This window comes from Mycolicibacterium sp. CBM1, assembly GCF_054073305.1.
Genome location: NZ_JBSXPP010000008.1, coordinates 13,579 through 31,304, shown reverse-complemented (window position 1 = coordinate 31,304; position 17,726 = coordinate 13,579). Strand labels below are relative to the sequence as shown.

The following is a 17,726-nucleotide window of genomic DNA, read 5'->3' as shown; positions in this document are numbered from 1 at the left end:
GGCGTTGTCCTCCATCTGAATGACACGAGGTGAGGACATAGGTCCTGGGGATCGGTGGCTGTCGGCCGTCCCGGCGACCAGCGCATGAGAATTAGAGTGCGATTTCGACGCCATATGCCCATCTCGATAACAGCCGAAGCAGGTGCCCAGAACTGATGAAGAACTTCAGCAACACCGTTGGCAACGGCTCTTTGGACAGCGAGTACGAGGATGCCGAAGCGCTCCTGTTCGCGACGTTGAAGAACATCGAACGCGCGCTGAACACCGAGCCTGCTCTCAACCGGGAGATGACGGGTGCCTTCGGTCCGATCGACGCCGTCGTCGGGATCAGAACCGAAGACGATGCCGTGCAGTGCACAATCGAGATTCGAAATGCCGAATGCACTGTGATCAAGGGAGTCTGCCGGCCGGATGCGGGGGCGACCCTGGTGTTCGATTCGTTGCAGGAGTTCGCCTCCTATGTCAACGCCGACCACGACCAGGCCATCCGGATGTTCCTCGCCAGCCGGGTCCGCCTCGAAGGCAATCCCGCGGTTTTCGGCTATGTGAGCTATTTGACCTCCCTGCTCAGTCGAAGCGCGGACGTCGAGTCGTACCGCAAGCAAATCGAGGAACACCGGCAGAAAGCTCTGGTGAGCGCGGAGCAAGCAGGTGAACCGCAGCGCGGTATGCAACGAAGCCGGATCAAGGGACGGCTGCGCGCGGAGAAGGTGGATCCCGGAGTGAAGTACCTCGAGGAGCCCTTCCTGTCGCAATACGTCCTGGAGGACTTTCCCCGCCTCAGTAGATTCCGCCAAGAGCACTACGACACCATGCCGGAAGTGACTGCCGAACAGGGGCGGCTGCTTACCGACTTCTACGTGATCAACGGGTTCGAGACCAAACCAGACGGTACCGCTTGGGATCCGACTCTGCGCACGGCCAGAGCTTTCGAGTATCTGATGAGGAACAAAGAGCCTCTGCTGCGCAAAGACGGTCTGCTCGCCGGGACCATCACACCCAATCCGATCTGCGGGTCGATCCAGCAGCCCTACACGGTGGGCTGGTCGATTTGGGGTGAAATGACCACGTTGCAGGATCGCGAGCTGGATCCCTTCTTCATCAGCGACGAGACGCGGGAAACGTTGCACCGGTACGTGTTCCCGTTCTGGATGGACAAGCACACCGTGCAGATGTGGAAGGCCCAGAACGACTACCCGCTCTCAGCGAAGATCAACGACCGGATGTTCTGCTTCAATCTCTGGAGCTTGAATTCACTGAACCCCGGCAGCCCCGGCTTCGAACGGGTGGTGCGCCAAGGCTTGGACAGCATCCGCGAAGAAGCACTACAACAGCGGGCCGCCCACGTCGACGCATCACCCGACAACGTCGACCCGAACAAAATGAACACCTGGGAAGCGATGCTGGCCGCCATCGACGGTGTGCTCGCCTATACCCGCAACTTGTCAGCCATGATTCGCACGGCGGCCGACAATGAAGCCGATCCGACCCGCAGGCAAGAACTCGAGACCATCCACGCCAATCTGCTACGCGTGCCCCGCTACCCGGCGCAAACCCTGCACGAGGCCGTTCAAGCACTGTGGATCATGTTCATCGCGCTGAGCCTGGACAGCATGGACGACGACATCACCGTCGGCCGTCTCGACCAGATCCTGCAGCCGTATTTTGCCGCGGACATCGAGAAGACCCCCGTCGAGGAGCGAGAGGCCTACGTCAAGCGCGCCATCGAGTTGGTCGGCTGTCTTTTCCTGCGCTTCACAAGCCATCGGATAGCGGCGGCCACCATTGCCTCGTGGCAGAACAGCGGGGCGCCGGGCGTCGCCTCGGTGACGGTTGGGGGCGTGACCCCCGAGGGCAAGGACGCCGTCAATGACATGACCTACATCGTGCTCAAAGTGGCCGAGATGCTGTCTTTGGATGATCCGGACATGGATGCGCGCTACATGGTGGGCGTCAACAGCACCGACTACATCCGTCGGGTGGCAGAGCTGAACTACATCACCAGCGGAACCCCGTCGATCCACAACGACGAAGCCATCATCGACTCGCTGTGCCAGCACGGGTGGAAGGTCGACGATGCCAGAGACTGGGTTCCGTGCGGGTGTGTCGAGCCGGTGATCCACGGCAAGCACTTCGCCGCCACCGGCGATGTCGACTCCAATCTGATGGTTCCACTGACCATGGCCATGTACAACGGGTATCACCCGACGGCCCGATGGGATTTCGGCCCGAAGACCGGCGAGCTCGAAGTGTTCGAAACATTCGACGACTTCTTCGAAGCGTTCGAAACTCAGTTCAAATTCATCTACCAGGAGGCGATCGAGGCCTCCCACCAGATCCTGCGGGTGCATCAGCAGATCATGCCGGCGCCGTTGTATTCGGTCACCCTGCAAGGTTGTGTCGAGTCCGGCGTCGGTATGACGCACGGCGGTGCCCGATACAACTCCTCGGGTGCGGCCTTCATTGCGCTGTCTGATGTCACCGACTCCCTCCTGACAATCAAGCAGGTCGTCTTCGACGAGAAGAAGTACACCTTGCGGGAACTCAGGGATGCCATGGATGCCAACTTCGAGGGCTATGAGGCCATGCACGCCTACATCATGAATCGCGTGCCGAAGTTCGGTTCCGGTGATCCGAAAGGGCGGGCCATGGTGAGTCGGGTCACCCGCATGACCGCCGATTTCCTCCACGATCAGGACAACGGCAGGGGCGGGCATTACAGCACCGGTTACCGCACCAACAACAACCACACGGTGTACGGACGGGTGTCGGGGGCTTCGCCTTCGGGAAGGCTTGCGGGAACGCCTTTTACCTCAGGCCTGACACCCAACCCGGCCGCCTCGAAGAACCCGCTGGACAACTTCAACGACGTCGCCAGCATCGACCCGCTCACGTGCGACAACAACTACACCCTCAATGTCCGACTTTCGTTCTCGAACAAGGATTCCCACAAACAGAACGTCGACCACATCGCCAGCTACGTCCAGGCCTATTTCGTCAACGGTGGCATGCAGGTTCAGTTCAACATGGTGGACGGCGACACCTTGCGGGACGCGATGGCACATCCTGAGTTCTATCCGGATCTGATTGTTCGCGTCTCCGGCTACACCGGGTATTACACCCGTATGCAGCGCGACCTCCAGTTGGAGATCATCGGGAGGACCGAGTTTGTCATCTAGACCTGCGGTGAACCTGGCCGCGCCCGATCTGGTTCACGGAGTGCCATATGTCTTTGCGATGAAACACAACTCGCTGGAGGACGGACCGGGAATACGCTCGGTCATCTTCTTGAAGGGCTGCAACCTGAATTGCTCCTGGTGTCACAATCCGGAAAGCAAGCGCCGTCGAAATGACTTGTACTACGACAAAGGTGCCTGCATCAGCTGTCGGGAATGTATCGGAGTGTGCCCCCCGAGCGCTCTGAGAATGGGAGATCCGTCAATCGGCGAGCCGCCGGTGGTGATCGACCGGCAGGCCTGCACGACCTGCTTCCGATGCGTGGATAGTTGCCCGTCACGGGCGCTTTCGGCGGTGGGCCGCACCATGAGTGTGGACGACCTGGTCGACGACGTCGTCCAATACAAGACGTACTTCCAAGCCTCTGGCGGTGGAGTCACAGTGTCCGGCGGCGAGCCGACCCTGTTTATGGAGTTCCTGTCCACGCTGCTGCAGCGCCTGAAGGCCGAGGGTCTGCACACATTGGTCGAAACCAACGGAAGATTCCGCTTCGACGATTTCGAACGCGTGATACTGCCGCATACGGACGTGATCTACCTGGACATGAAAATTCTGGACCGCGATGACCACAAGCGGTTCTGCGGAACCTACAACGACGTGATCAAGGACAATTTTGTGCGCCTGCACCGGATGTCGCATACTGGCCAATTCTGCGTGGTACCGCGGACACCGCTGATTCCGGACATCACGGACACCGAGAAGAACATCAGGGAGTTGGCCCAGTTCTACGAGGCCAACGGCGTCACCCGAACAATCGTCCTGAAGAGCAATCCCCTGTGGGCCGAAAAGTATGTCAAGCTCGGCATCGACACCATTCGCATCGAAAGCCCCGCCACTCGAGCGCTTTATGACACCAGTCGGTTAGAACAGCTTTCGCGGATCTTCCAGGAATACGGAGTCACGGCAGAAACCGGCTGAGCGGGACAATGTGTGCCGAAACGCCCTGCTACCGATTCCCACCCGAGCCCAGGCGAACCCGCTCCTAGGCCGACTTGTCGCGGCGCTCGGGGCGTGCCGGCTTGCGGGGCACGATCGTCGGCAGGACGTTGTCCTGGACGGTCTCCTTGGTCACCACGACCTTGGCGACGTCGTCGCGGCTAGGGATGTCGTACATCACCGGCAGCAGGACTTCTTCCATGATCGCGCGCAGACCGCGCGCACCGGTGCCGCGGTGGATCGCCTGATCGGCGATCGCGTCAAGCGCGTCACCGGTGAACTCCAGCTCGACACCGTCCATCTCGAACAGCCTGGTGTATTGCTTGACCAGGGCGTTCTTCGGCTCGGAGAGGATCTTGACCAGCGATTCCTTGTCCAGGTTGGTCACCGAGGCCACCACCGGCAGACGACCGATGAACTCCGGGATGAGGCCGAACTTGATCAGGTCCTCCGGCATGACCTCGGAGAAGTGGTCCTGGGTGTCGATCTCGGCCTTGGACTTCACCTCGGCACCGAAACCCAGACCACGCTTACCGACGCGGTCGGAGACGATCTTCTCCAGGCCCGCGAATGCACCCGCCACGATGAACAGCACGTTGGTGGTGTCGATCTGGATGAACTCCTGGTGCGGGTGCTTCCGCCCGCCCTGCGGCGGCACCGATGCCTGGGTGCCCTCGAGAATCTTCAGCAGGGCCTGCTGCACACCCTCACCGGACACGTCGCGGGTGATCGAGGGGTTCTCGCTCTTGCGGGCGATCTTGTCGACCTCGTCGATGTAGATGATGCCGGTCTCGGCACGCTTGACGTCGTAGTCGGCAGCCTGGATCAACTTCAGCAGGATGTTCTCGACGTCCTCGCCGACATAGCCGGCCTCGGTCAGCGCGGTGGCGTCGGCGATCGCGAACGGCACGTTGAGCATCTTGGCCAGTGTCTGCGCGAGGTAGGTCTTGCCGCAGCCGGTAGGGCCGAGCATCAGGATGTTGGACTTGGCCAACTCGACAGGCTCGGAGCGAGAGTCGCGGTGCTTCTCTCCGGCCTGGATGCGCTTGTAGTGGTTGTAGACGGCGACAGCCAGGGTGCGCTTGGCGGTGTCCTGCCCGATGACGTAGCTCTCCAGGAACTCCCGGATCTCGGCCGGCTTGGGCAGCTCGTCGAGTTTGACGTCGTCGGCGTCGGCCAACTCCTCTTCGATGATCTCGTTGCACAGGTCGATGCACTCGTCGCAGATGTAGACGCCCGGGCCCGCGATGAGCTTCTTCACCTGCTTCTGGCTCTTACCGCAGAACGAGCACTTCAGCAGGTCACCGCCGTCTCCGATACGCGCCATGGTGGTGAGGTCCTACTTTCTTCGCCGGGTCTTCGATCGTTGCCAATGAGTCAGTGTCGGGGTATGTCCCGACGCTACCCGCTTGCTCCGCCACGGGGCGACAGATAAAGCCGAATAGCGTCGGTGGTATTCGTGCGTGATGGTGAACATATCCCGTAAGACCGCTCTCGTCGCTTCGGAACGCGCCGCCGTGTTATTGGCGTGTCGCCGCCGTTACTGAACCGAGAGGCGCTGAGCCGCCTCGAACGTCGAGTTGCGTCCTGGTGTTCGCCCAGGTCAACAGTACCGTCCCGATCGCCGGCCGTGCTCTGGCGACCGCGATGGCCCGGACGCTCGAGAAGCCCGGAACGACCCCCACTCACGCGTTCTGGGCGGAGAGCTTCCGGTACTCGAGCACGGTATCGATGATGCCGTACTCCTTGGCCGCAGCGGCGGTGAGGATCTTGTCGCGGTCGGTGTCCTTGCGAATGACCGCGGCGTCCTTGCCGGTGTGGCGCGCCAGCGTCTCCTCCATAAGGGTGCGCATCCGCTCGATCTCGGCGGCCTGGATCTCCAGGTCCGAGAACTGGCCCTGGATGACACCACCGAGAGACGGCTGGTGAATCAGGATGCGGGCGTTGGGCAGCGCAAGACGCTTGCCGGGCGTACCGGCGGCGAGCAACACCGCGGCCGCCGAGGCGGCCTGGCCCAGGCACACGGTCTGGATGTCGGCGCGCACGTACTGCATGGTGTCGTAGATCGCCATCAGCGAGGTGAACGAGCCACCCGGCGAGTTGATGTACATGGTGATGTCGCGGTCGGGATCCAGCGACTCCAGCACCAGCAACTGGGCCATGATGTCGTTGGCCGAAGCGTCGTCAACCTGCACGCCGAGGAAGATGATGCGTTCCTCGAACAGCTTGTTGTACGGGTTGGATTCCTTGACGCCCCAGCTCGAGTGCTCGACGAAGGACGGCAGGATGTAGCGCGCCTGGGGCGCCAAGCGGGGATCAGGTGTTCCAGGCATCGAATTAAGCATTGGACAGTCCGTTCACGTGGGCGCGGGTGATGATGTGATCGACGAAGCCGTACTCCAGCGCCTCCTGGGCGGTGAACCAGCGGTCGCGGTCGGAGTCGGCCTCGATGCGCTCGATCGGCTGGCCGGTGAACTCGGCGTTGAGCCGGAACATCTCCTTCTTGATCAGCGCGAACTGCTCGGCCTGGATCGCGATGTCGGCCGCGCCACCGGTGATACCGCCCAACGGCTGGTGCATGAGGATGCGTGCGTGCGGTAGGGCGAAACGCTTGCCCTTGGCGCCCGCGGCGAGCAAGAACTCACCCATCGAGGCCGCCATGCCCATGGCGTAGGTGGCGACGTCACATGGTGCGAGCACCATGGTGTCGTAGATCGCCATGCCGGCGCTGATGGAGCCGCCGGGCGAGTTGATGTAGAGCGAGATGTCCTTCGTCGGATCCTCCGCGGCCAGAAGCAGAATCTGGGCGCACAACCGGTTGGCGATGTCGTCATCGACCTGCGAGCCGAGGAAGATGATGCGCTCGGCGAGCAACCGCTCATATACCGAGTCACTGAGGTTCAGCCCTGGCGCGCTCGAACGCATGTGAGTCACGACTTGATACCTGCTTTCTACAGACCTTGACTTCAGGCTCGACTTCTCGAGTACTACCCGACCCTAACCAACCGACCGGCCAGCGCACGCCGAGGAGCGCGCGCTTTCGCTGTCGGCGTTATTCGGCTTTGTCAGCCTGCGGCTCGGCGGAGGCGTCATCCTCGGCCGCCTCGACGGCCTCGGCGGCCTCGTCGGCGACGTCGACACCCTCGTTGTCAGCCGGCGAGCCGAAGAACTCGGTGGTGTCGATGACGGCGCCCTCGGTGTCGGTGACGGTGGCCGCCTCGACGACCGCCGCCACGGTCAGGCCACGGCGTACGTCGGCGAACATGGCCGGCAGCTGGTTGTTCTGCTGCAGGATCTGCAGCAGCTGCGCGGGCTCCAGACCGTACTGGCGGGCCATCAGGACCAACCGCTCGGTGAGATCGTTCTGGCCGACCTGGATCTCCAGATCATCGGCGATCGCATCCATCAGCAGCTGGGTCTTGACGGCCTTCTCGGCAGCCTCGCGGGTCTCGGTGTCGAACTTCTCGCGCGAGCTGCCCTCGGCCTCCAACGCCTCGGCGAACTTGTCCTCGTCGTGGTCGAGGCCGTGGATGGCGTTGTGCAGGGTCTGGTCGACCTGGGCCTGCACGATCGCCTCGGGCAGCGGCACCTCGGTCTTCTCCAGCAACAGTTCCAGCGCGTTGTCGCGGATCTGCTCGGCCTGCTGGATGCGCTTGACCCTCTTCACCTGCTCGACGAGGCTTTCACGCAGCTCGTCGATGGTGTCGAATTCGCTTGCCAGCTGGGCGAACTCGTCGTCGGCCTCGGGGAGCTCACGCTCCTTGATGGACTTGACGGTGACCGTGACCTCGGCGTCCTCACCGGCGTGCTCGCCGGCGGCCAGCTTCGTGGTGAAGGTCTTCGACTCGCCCTCGGAGAGCCCCACGATGGCGTCGTCGAGGCCGTCGATCAGCTGACCGGAGCCGACCTCGTGCGACAGGCCTTCGGTGGCGGCGTCCGGCAGGTCCTCGCCGTTGACCGTCGCCGAGAGGTCGATGGAGACGAAGTCACCGGTCTGGGCGGGCCGCTCGACACCCTTGAGGGTGCCGAAGCGGGCGCGCAGCGACTGCAGTTCGGCGTCGACCTCGTCGTCACCGATCTCGATCGCCTCGACGGTGATGGTCAAGGTGCTCAGGTCGGGCAGCTCGATGTCGGGCCGGATGTCGACCTCGGCGGTGAAGACGAGCTCCTCGCCGTCCTCGATCTTGGTGACCTCGATCTCGGGCTGACCCAACGGGGTCACCTCGGTAGCGGTGACGGCCTCGCTGTAGCGGCTGGGCAGGGCGTCGTTGACGACCTGCTGCAGCACCGCACCGCGCCCGACGCGGGCCTCGAGAAGCTTGGCCGGAGCCTTGCCGGGACGGAATCCGGGCAGGCGGACCTGCTTGGCGAGCTCCTTGTAAGCGCGGTCGAAGTCGGGCTGAAGTTCCGTGAAGGGCACCTCCACGTTGATGCGAACCCGGGTCGGGCTCAACTTCTCGACGGTGCTCTTCACTGCGGTACTCCTTGGGTCAGTCTTCGTACGTAGGTCGTGATCGGACATGGTGGGCGTGTCGGGGTGACAGGATTTGAACCTGCGGCCTTCCGCTCCCAAAGCGGATGCGCTACCAAGCTGCGCTACACCCCGATGCTGGTGCTTTCTTGCGCCCGCGATCCTACGGCCCAACGCCTGTCCAGCGGCAATCGACCTTCTCGATCCGCTCTCAGGTGGGCCGATTGGATTTGATCTGGTCGGCGCCGGTACATTTGGGCACGCGCAAGCACGCGGGCGTAGCTCAATGGTAGAGCCTCAGTCTTCCAAACTGATTACGCGGGTTCGATTCCCGTCGCCCGCTCCAACGGACACGAGCAGGTCAGGCCGCTTTCGCGGCCTGACCTGCTCGTGGAGCCCGCTTTGCGTTACCCGCCGACGATGGCCCGCAAGGTCACATAGAACAGTGACGGGCCGAGCAGACACCCCATCCCCGTGTAGAACGTGGCGGTCATGGCCCCGTAGGGCACCAGCCGTTTGTCGGTGGCCGCCAGGCCGCCGGCGACGCCGGAGGTGGTGCCCATCAGACCGCCGTAGGCCATGGCCGACTTCGGGTTGTTCAGACCGATCAGCCGGGCAATCATCGGCGTGCCGACCATCACCACGACTGACTTCACCAGACCCGCCGCCACCGACAGGGCGATCACCTCTGAGGTGGCACCGACCGCGGTTCCGGTTACCGGGCCGACGATGTAGGTGGCGGCTCCGGCGCCGATGGTCGCCAACGATGCGGCATCCCGGTAGCCGAACGCCCCAGCGATGGCAGCACCCACGACGAACGACACCAGCACGCCCAACACGATCGACAGAATGCCGGTCAGGCCGGAGCGCCTGATCTCCTGCAGGTCGACACCGTAGGCGGTCGACACGATCGCCAGGTCGCGCAGCATCGAGCCGCCCATCAGCGCCAGCCCGGAGAACATCGCGACGTCGGCCAACCCGTGATCGCCGCCGGTAACCGCACCGCCCCAATAAGCCAGTGCCAGACCGAGGATGATCGCAATCGCAGACCCGTGCAGCCTGCCGCGAGTAAACGTCCTGGACAGCCAGCCCGATAGCAGCATCAAGGCGCCGACCACGACGAAGGCCACCAGCAAGGCGTTCTTGTCGAAGACCGAGGTCACCAGCTCCATCTCAGGCCTCCTGCAATTCTTCTTCGGTCAAGGGGGGAAGCGGCTCGGAGGGTTCGCCGATCCGCGCCAGAACCGGAACCAGGGCGGCACCCGCGGACAGGGCGCCAAGGCCCGCCAGGATCGCCATCGGGCCACCGGTGATCGCCTTCGCGACATTCTGGGTGGAGGCCATCGCAATCACGATCGGGATGTACATGGCACTCCAGAACAGCACCCCTTGTTCAGTTGGCTTGGGAAACATGCCCTTTCTGCGCAGCCAGTCAGTGGCGAAGATCAGCATGATCATCGCGAAGCCGACACCGCCGACGTTGGCATCCACGCCCAGCGCGACGCCGAGCAGTTCACCGACCACCGTGCCCGTGAGCATGCAGAGCGCCAGCGCTGCCACTCCGTAGAGAACCATCATTGACTCCTTGTTTCGTGAAGGGATTCAGGCGTCGACGCCGTCGAACAGGTCGGCGTAACGCTTGCGAAGTTCGGCTTTCTGCACCTTGCCCATGACATTGCGGGGTAGCGCCTCGACGACGCGCACCGCGCGTGGCTGTTTAAACCGCGCGAGGTCGCCGGCGACATGGTCCAGCAGCTCGTGGTCCTGGGGCTGTTCACCCGGCCTTGGAACGACGACGGCCACTACGGTCTCGCCGAACTCGGGATGAGGCACGCCGATGACCGCGGACTCCAGCACCTTCGGGTGGCTGTCGAGCAGCTCCTCGATCTCCTTGGGATAGATGTTGTATCCGCCGGAGATCACCAGGTCCTTGTCCCTACCGACGATGCACAGGTAGCCGTCTTCGTCGATGCGGCCGAGGTCGCCGGTGATGAAGAAACCATCCGCTCGGAACTCCGAGGCCGTCTTCTCCGGCATCTGCCAGTAACCGGAGAACACATTGGGACCGCGAACCTCCACGATGCCGACTTCCCCGTCCGGCAGCGACTGTCCGGTCTCCCGGTCGACGACTCGAATCTCCGTGCCGGACAATGGCTTTCCCACGGTTCCCGGCTTGCGTGGTCCGCCGTCGTAGGGATTCGTGGTGTTCATGCCGGTCTCGGTCATGCCGTAGCGTTCGAGGATGGCATGGCCGGTGCGAGCCGCGAAGGCCTCGTGGTCGCTGGCCAGCAACGGCGCGGACCCAGAGACGAAAAGTCGCATCCCCGCACAACGTTCCGGCGTGAGCCGGTCACTCTTGGCCAGCCTGGTGTAGAAGGTCGGTACCCCCATCAACACGGTGGCCTTCGGCAGCAGGTCGATGATCGCGTCGGTGTCGAACTTGGGCAGGTAGTACATGGACGCGCCGGCCACCAACGTCATGTTCGCCGCGACGAACAGGCCATGGATGTGAAAGATCGGCAGGGCGTGGATCAGCTGGTCCTCAGAGCTGAACTGCCAGGCGTCCAGCAAAGCCGCACAATTCGCGGCCAGATTGCCATGGGTAAGCACCGCCCCCTTGGAGCGCCCGGTGGTACCGGAGGTATAGAGGATGGCCGCCGGATCGGTGGCCCCCGCGTCGAACACCGCATCGTGGCGGTCCGCATCGCGCAGCAGGGTGCCGTCCCCTGACTCGCCGAGAGTTTCGACGACGAGGCCGTCGCGGTAACCGGCGTAGTCGGCGTGGCGCTCGGGCGCGCAGACGAGGACCCGAGGCTGTGCGTCGCCGAGGAAATACCGCATTTCGGCACCGGTGTACGCGGTGTTGAGCGGCAGGAAGACGCCACCGATCTGGAGGGTCGCCAAATAGAGTGCGATGGCCTCAGGCGATTTCGGCACCTGCATGGCGACCCGATCCCCCGGCGCGACACCGTCGGCGAGTAGCCGAGCAGCGATCCGATGCACGGTCTCGGCGGTGTCGCGGTAGCTGATTGTGCGGCCGTCGGGCAGCTCGAAGAGCACTGAGTGTGGTTGCCGCCGTACCTGCTCGGCGAATGATCGGTAAATGGTTGCGTAGGGCGCCATCGGCGGAAATCCTCTCGTGGGTTCTGGGCCGGCCTCGGGTTCTGGGCCGGTCTCGGGTTCTGGGCCGGGAAGTGTGTCGGCGAGGTGGGCAAGCGGCCCACTGACTGCGACGTTGCGCCGGCGCACGAAGTCCTCGTGGCGGCGTTCGAGCTGGTCGGGTTCGTAGCGGTAGTTGACCATCGCCCCGTAGGACTGTCGCCACGCCGCAGGCGCGGTATTCGCGGGCCAGTTCAGCCGCCAGGCGGTGGCCCCGTTACCCAGGTGGAAGCGGGCGACGGAGTCCACCGGACGACCGTCACTGCGCCGCTCGACAGTGAGGTAGGTGAACAGGGCGGGGATAAGCCGGCTCCGGATCCGCTCGGCCCGCTCGGGGTCGAGGTCCGCCGCCTCCTCGATGCCGTCCAGATCGTCGGTGAGCGACCGCAGCGCGAGGTCGTCCGCCGCCCGGGCGTCGAGCCAGCGCCGGAAACCCGGTATGGGTGAGAGCGTGACGAACTGCCGCAGGTGCGGCAGCTGTTGGCTCACCTGCTCGATGACCTGCTTGATCAGGAGGCTGCCAAAGGAGACGCCGGCCAGCCCGTCGAGGGCGTTGTTGATCGAGTACAGCGCCGCCGTGTCCGCGGTCGACGCGTCGAGCGCGGGGCCCGGTTCCAGCAGCGGGGCAATCTGATCCGGGACGCCGCGTACCAAGGCGATCTCGACGAAGATCAGCGGCACGTCTCCGGTCGCGGGATGGAAGAAGGCATATACGCGGCGATCCTCTGGTTGCAGCCGCCGACGAAGCTCGGCTTCGGTCGTCATCGGATGGACCGTCTCGTAGCGCAACAGGTGCTGGCGCAACTCGGCCGGCGAATCCCAGGTGACCTCCTCCATCCGTAGGAAGCCGCGGTTGAACCATGACGTGAGCAGATGATGGAAGTCGTGGTCGACGGGCCGCAGGCCGGAATCGTCGCGCATCAGCCGGCGCAGGTCCGACCGCATTTCGACCAAGGCCAGCGTCGCGCCCGGGGCGTGGTTGATGCGGCGCAGCAGCTGCTGACGGGCGGGCTCGACTGCGCTGAACAGCCCGGTCAACTCCTCACCGGCGTCCGAGCCGGTGCGGCGGGCATCGTCCCACCGGCGGAACGCGGCCCGGACCCGATCGGCATCGGCGTCGTAGACGGTGTTGACGTGGCGGAAGAATCGAAGCTTGCCGGCGTCGTCGAGTTCAGCGTAGGCATCCAGGGCCTGGCCGGCGACCGCCCGCATCGAGGCCTCACCCACGCCACTCATCAACGTTTCGCACGCGGCAAGGAGCCGGGTTAGCGACCGGTGCTCAGCGCTTCCCATATCGCGTCCTTACTGTCCGCATCGTCGGCTCGGGTCCAGAGCGTGGCCCCCGCCATATATATCCATCAGCGTGATATATATAACAGCGACCCTAGCGTATAAAAGTGAGCTGCGCCACCCACCAGCAGCAGATAATCTGAGCCGAGGAGGTGCTCATGGCTCGAGTTCCGGAATCCCAGCGTGTGCGGGATGCGCTGGAAAACGCCGTTGTCGACGGCCACTACCGGCCCGGCGAACGGCTGGATCCGGCTCAGCTGGAAAAGGAGTTCGGCTGCTCACGCACGCCGATCCGCGAGGCATTGCAGGCGCTGGAACGCTCAGGTTTGGTGCAGATCCGCCCTAAACAGGGCACCTATGTCACCGAGCTGAGCATCTCCGAGGTGGCTGAACGCTTCGAAGTCATGGCCGAACTCGAGGGCATGGCCGCGCGACTCTCCGCCGGCCGGATCGAACGCGACGCATTGGCCGAACTCGAACTCGCTCTCCAGGACTGCGAGAACCACGCGATCGCCGGCGATGCCGACGCCTACTACTACGCCAACGCACGCTTCCATGGGATCGTCTACAACTCGTGCGGCAACGAGTACCTGCGCCAGCAGTCGCACGCCTTGAAGCGGGTGCTTCAGCCCTACCGACGCTTACAACTGAGGGTGCCCGACCGAATGCGGCGTTCGCTGACGGAGCATCGCGACATCGCCGACGCCATCGCGCGGGGAGACGCGGGCAGCGCCGAGAACGCCGCCCGCGACCACGTTCTGGTCCAGGTGAAGGAGTTCAGCCAGCTCATGCGTACATGGCGGCAGTTGTCAGCGAGCTGAGGCGGCAAGCCCCCGGCCAGAACGTCACATGCTGCGCTGCCAGGACCGGTATACGACTCGATCGACAGTCCCGGGGTCCGCTTCCGGCGCGGCCACCGACAGGTCCAGCCCGCTGATGTCCCCCAGCGCCAGGACGGCTCGCAGATGGCCGGTGACGTCATCTGCGGCGGCACGATCGGCGTGGGCGAAGTACTTGGTCTGCGGCAGGCCGGGCCGCAGCCGCTCGGGCCGGTTGCCCTGCACTGCGATGTCACGGATCCCCGACCCGAACAGCGGGGCGAGCATGCCGCCGAACCAGTCGCCGCGGATGCTGCCGCGGCGCACCGGAAACCAGAGATTGGTCCACCGGGTCACGGCGAACGGCGACAACCCGCCGAGGGTGGTCGCGGTCGCTGACTGGTCATGCGCCGGCGGGCACGTGACAACGACTCCGCGGCGGGTCAATGCAGCAAAGAGGGCGTGCCGCCGGTCCATGCGGCCGAGCCCGGCGAGAACCGGCGGACGTGCCACGAACAGGTCGGCCAACGCCATGGGCGTGCCGACTGTTACGAAATCAGTTGTTCGCCATGGATTTCCGTTCCGGCGCAACTCCTGCCAGAGACGGAACTGCCGAACCTGAAACTCCTCGACGTCGCGGATCTCGGCGTCGGGCAACGCAGCCAGGCCCGTCGCCGCGGGGGCACGCAGCTGGTGCGTCTCGGCCCACAGTGCACTCAGCGCGTCGTAGGCGACGTACCCACCGAGTCCGTGACCCACCACGACCACGCGGGCATACCGGCCCTGATGCAACGTGTACAGCAGGTCGACCAGGCCACCCCGAATGGCCCGCCGGGCCGCATACGACTCGGGCAGAGGGCTGAAGTACCGGGCGACGTTGACAAAGCCGGTCGTCAGGAAGCTTCGGGTCAACGCGCGCGGCGCGGTGCGAACCAGGGCCAGACCGATACTCAGAACCACGACGCTGGTGGCCAGCCCGATGATCCAACCCGCCACCCCGGTGTGCAGGAAGTAGCCACCCACCACGAACAGGATGGCCAAGACCGCGAGCGGGACCAGCAGCGCCAGCCAGGCCACCCGCCAGACACCGGCCAGCTGATCGGGCACATGCCGTGGGCGGCGCAGGAACACCCGCACGAACGCACCCACGAAACCCGCATACCGGGCACTGGTCATCAGGAAGGACCAGTCGTACTCGAAGAGGTCGACTCCGGGCGCACCGCAGCGGCGCGCCTCGTAGGAGTCGGTGACCTCCAAGGGCTGCGCGTGGTACTGCCAGCCGCCGTCATGCGGAGCCAACACCGTTCTAGCGAAGGCGTCCAACGTTTCCATGGGGCGACGTTCGAGGAGCCCGTGCACTAAGACCACCGCAGTCCGCACCTCTGTTTCGCCCGTGTCGCCGCTCATCGCCCTCCCGGTGGTGCGTGAATCTCCGGGAAGTAAGGTAACCCCGAAACCGACGAAGCGGGCCGCATCAACCGCGCGACGGAAACGCCATCACGGCTGGAAGCCGTTCCATTTCGGGTTGTACCCCAGCGGCCGCCACTTCGGATCGGATTGACCACCGGACGCCGGCATAGCGTGCGGCGCGGTGTAGATCTGGACATTGCCAGGCGCCTGGCAATCGGTCGCCCCACCGGTCGACACACATGTCGAACCGTCGGCGGCCGAGGCCAACGGCGCCGAGATCAACGCCGAAGCCGCGAATACCAACAGTGCCCCGGCCAAAGTCTTCACACAGATAGCCATCAGGGCCTCCTCACTCTCGCCACCCACTATACCCCCATGGGTATAGTGGGTGACCAGACTGAGCCGGAGTTCGGCAAGTAGCTTTCGGCGCCGGAGTCCGCCACTGATGTTGGCGTGCAGCCGCTTTCAGCGGAATCGGGCCGTGCGGACGGGCCGATGCAACTCAGGTGCGGACCGGGCGGCGGTAGGTCACCTTGTCGAACTCCCGGCCATATTCGTCGACCGCGGTGACGTCCATCTCGCTCAGCAGGCTGCCCGGACGCACGTCGACGCGGATGAAGGCGTAGTTGCGGAATCGCACCCGCGACCAGCCGACACCCTCGGGCCGCTTGGCTCCTTCGGCGGTCCACACATAGCTGTTCGGCACGAAGGAGTCGGCCACCTCGTGCCCGCGGTAGCTTTCCGACTCGCCGGGCTGGAAGCTGTAGCGCGGCCGCCCCGCCGACCCCACCGTGTAGTAGACGGTGCCGTCGGTCTCCGGGTAAACGATCGAGTTGTCCTCGGCGACACGCGTCGGCGCGCCGCCCCTGATCGGATCGGATCGTTCGAAGGCATGGTTGTGACCCTGCAACACCAGGTCGACCTGGTAGCGGTCGAACAGGGCAGCCCAGGCCGCCCGCACACCCCCGTCGCTGGCGTGATCGGACACCGTCGAATAGGCGCAGTGATGGAAGAAGCAAACGATGAAATCGATATCGGGGTTGGCGCGGTGAGCGGCCAATGTCCTTTCCACCCAGGTGTTCTGGGCCCCGCCCGAGTATCCCGTGTTGGCAGTGATCTCGTAGCTCACGTCATTGGCGTCCAGCGAGAGCACGGCGACGTTGCCGTAGGTGAAGGAGTAGACCGAGGGGCATCCGGCCGGGCCGTTGCCTGGGAAGTCGAGCCGAGCCAGGTGTCCGCCGTAACCGTGTACCGGGTAGGCGGCCTCCATGTCGTGGTTGCCGGTGGCGAACATCCACGGCGTAGTCGACGCGCTGGGTTCGATCGATGCCAGGTAGACGTCCCACACGTAGGGATTGAACTTGTCGAAACCTTTGGGCGGGTTACCTTTTCGGACGAACTTGGCCGGCTTTCCCTGCCCCGACGGATCAGCGTAGGCGATGTCGCCGGCCAGCACGTGGAAGTCCGGTCGGGTCGCGACGATTTGGCCCAGCACGTTGGCGGTGTGCGCCACGGACGGATCGTTGTCCGGCTTGTAGTAGTTGTCGTCGTAGATGCCGGGCTCCAGCCCCGGCGGAAGCGACGGGGTCTCGTCGGTGCCCTGGTCCCCCATCATCGTGAACCGGAACCAGCCCATGGCATTTCGCGCGGTGGGCATCGCCGTCGCCGCGGAGCGCACGTCGCTGACGAATCCGTCGGCGGTGCGCCATTGGTAGAAGTGCGGCATCCGGGCGGGCAACCCGTCGATCGGGGCGTGGACGTAGAACTGCTCGGCGCCGAGCACTCCGCCGTCGACGTCCGGGATCTGGGTCACCAGGTTGCGGACCTCCGCTTCGACGGTGGCGCCCAGCGCGGGTGTGGGGCCATGGTCCAGGTAGACCTTCGTGCCGGTGGGATTGGCGGACAGCTGCGCGGACAGACGCAGCTGGCTGGCGGCGTCAGCTCCGTAGCCGACCCGGCGGTTGGCCACCGTCAGCGGCGCACCCTGCGCGTAGGCGCGCCGGCCGAACGGGCTGACGCCCAGCGCAGCAACGGCCGCCGCGGCCGCCGAACCGCGCAGGAAGTTCCGCCGGGAGACCGGATGCCGCCGCAGCCCGCTGCGATGCCATTCATGCTGCTCGGCGATGGTCATCCGGGCAGCAAGTGCGCGCGGGATCCCGGTGTCGGGGATATCCCCGGCTGCGGTGAAGCGTTCTGCAGTCACTACAGAATCGTCGCCGAAGGTTCCAGCACGCGCCTCGCCAGCACCGGGAAGCAGGTCGAAACAGCTGGTGAACATCTCTGGTGAGGAGTTTGCTACGCCGGCGCTGATTACGACCTGATTGCGATTGCGCTCCAATTGTTCTCCCAGCTTCTGGCGGTAGCGTCGCCGCCGTAGATTCAGCGTCAGTACCCGGCGTCAGAAG

The 17,726-nt window shown here is 64.4% G+C and carries 13 protein-coding genes and 2 tRNA genes; 4 read left to right on the top strand and 11 right to left on the bottom strand.

The genetic code is table 11. The features are described 5' to 3' along the window. Nucleotides 1-155: 155 nt before the first annotated feature. Complete coding sequence (locus ACXDF8_RS12800; protein ID WP_457223634.1) at nucleotides 156-3,179, top strand: pyruvate formate lyase family protein; 3,024 nt, start codon at nucleotides 156-158, stop codon at nucleotides 3,177-3,179. A gap of 7 nt (nucleotides 3,180-3,186) precedes the next feature. Next, nucleotides 3,187-4,155 carry a glycyl-radical enzyme activating protein gene (locus tag ACXDF8_RS12795; protein ID WP_457223633.1) on the top strand — a complete coding sequence of 323 codons (969 nt, stop codon included), beginning with the start codon at nucleotides 3,187-3,189 and terminating at the stop codon, nucleotides 4,153-4,155. Nucleotides 4,156-4,219: 64 nt separating this feature from the next. Here ACXDF8_RS12795 and clpX read toward each other — a convergent pair whose 3' ends face one another. The 5 genes from clpX to ACXDF8_RS12770 all read right to left on the bottom strand — a co-directional run bounded on the left by clpX (nucleotide 4,220) and on the right by ACXDF8_RS12770 (nucleotide 8,779). After that, nucleotides 4,220-5,500, bottom strand: a complete 1,281-nt coding sequence (gene clpX / locus ACXDF8_RS12790; protein ID WP_457223632.1) for an ATP-dependent Clp protease ATP-binding subunit ClpX — start codon at nucleotides 5,498-5,500, stop codon at nucleotides 4,220-4,222. 358 nt (nucleotides 5,501-5,858) lie between these two features. Next, nucleotides 5,859-6,506, bottom strand: a complete 648-nt coding sequence (locus ACXDF8_RS12785) for an ATP-dependent Clp protease proteolytic subunit (RefSeq protein ID WP_457223631.1) — start codon at nucleotides 6,504-6,506, stop codon at nucleotides 5,859-5,861. A gap of 4 nt (nucleotides 6,507-6,510) precedes the next feature. Next, nucleotides 6,511-7,143: an ATP-dependent Clp protease proteolytic subunit gene (locus tag ACXDF8_RS12780; protein ID WP_457223815.1), complete on the bottom strand. Its 633-nt coding sequence runs from the start codon at nucleotides 7,141-7,143 to the stop codon at nucleotides 6,511-6,513. Between the two features lie 82 nt (nucleotides 7,144-7,225). Next, complete coding sequence (gene tig / locus ACXDF8_RS12775) at nucleotides 7,226-8,647, bottom strand: trigger factor (protein WP_457223630.1); 1,422 nt, start codon at nucleotides 8,645-8,647, stop codon at nucleotides 7,226-7,228. A 58-nt stretch (nucleotides 8,648-8,705) separates the two neighbouring features. Beyond that, nucleotides 8,706-8,779 (bottom strand) — tRNA-Pro (locus ACXDF8_RS12770). Between the two features lie 137 nt (nucleotides 8,780-8,916). Here ACXDF8_RS12770 and ACXDF8_RS12765 point away from each other — a divergent pair. Continuing rightward, a tRNA-Gly gene (locus ACXDF8_RS12765) sits at nucleotides 8,917-8,990 on the top strand. 61 nt (nucleotides 8,991-9,051) lie between these two features. Here ACXDF8_RS12765 and madM read toward each other — a convergent pair. Genes madM through ACXDF8_RS12750 form a run of 3 tightly spaced genes read right to left on the bottom strand, consistent with a single transcriptional unit; the run spans nucleotide 9,052 to nucleotide 13,039 of the window. Continuing rightward, complete coding sequence (gene madM / locus ACXDF8_RS12760) at nucleotides 9,052-9,816, bottom strand: malonate transporter subunit MadM (protein ID WP_457223629.1); 765 nt, start codon at nucleotides 9,814-9,816, stop codon at nucleotides 9,052-9,054. A 1-nt stretch (nucleotide 9,817) separates the two neighbouring features. After that, nucleotides 9,818-10,219, bottom strand: a complete 402-nt coding sequence (gene madL / locus ACXDF8_RS12755) for a malonate transporter subunit MadL (protein ID WP_457223628.1) — start codon at nucleotides 10,217-10,219, stop codon at nucleotides 9,818-9,820. Between the two features lie 27 nt (nucleotides 10,220-10,246). Further along, a complete protein-coding gene (locus ACXDF8_RS12750) occupies nucleotides 10,247-13,039 on the bottom strand; it encodes a malonyl-CoA decarboxylase domain-containing protein (RefSeq protein ID WP_457223627.1) in 2,793 nt (930 codons plus the stop codon). Nucleotides 13,040-13,251: 212 nt separating this feature from the next. On the opposite strand from ACXDF8_RS12750, the gene ACXDF8_RS12745 reads away from it, so the two are divergent. Beyond that, complete coding sequence (locus ACXDF8_RS12745) at nucleotides 13,252-13,914, top strand: GntR family transcriptional regulator (RefSeq protein ID WP_457223626.1); 663 nt, start codon at nucleotides 13,252-13,254, stop codon at nucleotides 13,912-13,914. Between the two features lie 24 nt (nucleotides 13,915-13,938). Here ACXDF8_RS12745 and ACXDF8_RS12740 read toward each other — a convergent pair whose 3' ends face one another. From ACXDF8_RS12740 to ACXDF8_RS12730, 3 genes are all read right to left on the bottom strand, one after another. Beyond that, nucleotides 13,939-15,243: a hypothetical protein gene (locus tag ACXDF8_RS12740; protein ID WP_457223625.1), complete on the bottom strand. Its 1,305-nt coding sequence runs from the start codon at nucleotides 15,241-15,243 to the stop codon at nucleotides 13,939-13,941. Nucleotides 15,244-15,408: 165 nt separating this feature from the next. Then, nucleotides 15,409-15,660 (bottom strand): hypothetical protein, encoded by a 252-nt coding sequence (locus tag ACXDF8_RS12735; protein ID WP_457223624.1) that lies wholly within the window; start codon nucleotides 15,658-15,660, stop codon nucleotides 15,409-15,411. Nucleotides 15,661-15,823: 163 nt separating this feature from the next. After that, nucleotides 15,824-17,452 carry a metallophosphoesterase gene (locus tag ACXDF8_RS12730; protein WP_457223814.1) on the bottom strand — a complete coding sequence of 543 codons (1,629 nt, stop codon included), beginning with the start codon at nucleotides 17,450-17,452 and terminating at the stop codon, nucleotides 15,824-15,826. Between the last annotated feature and the right edge of the window lie 274 nt (nucleotides 17,453-17,726).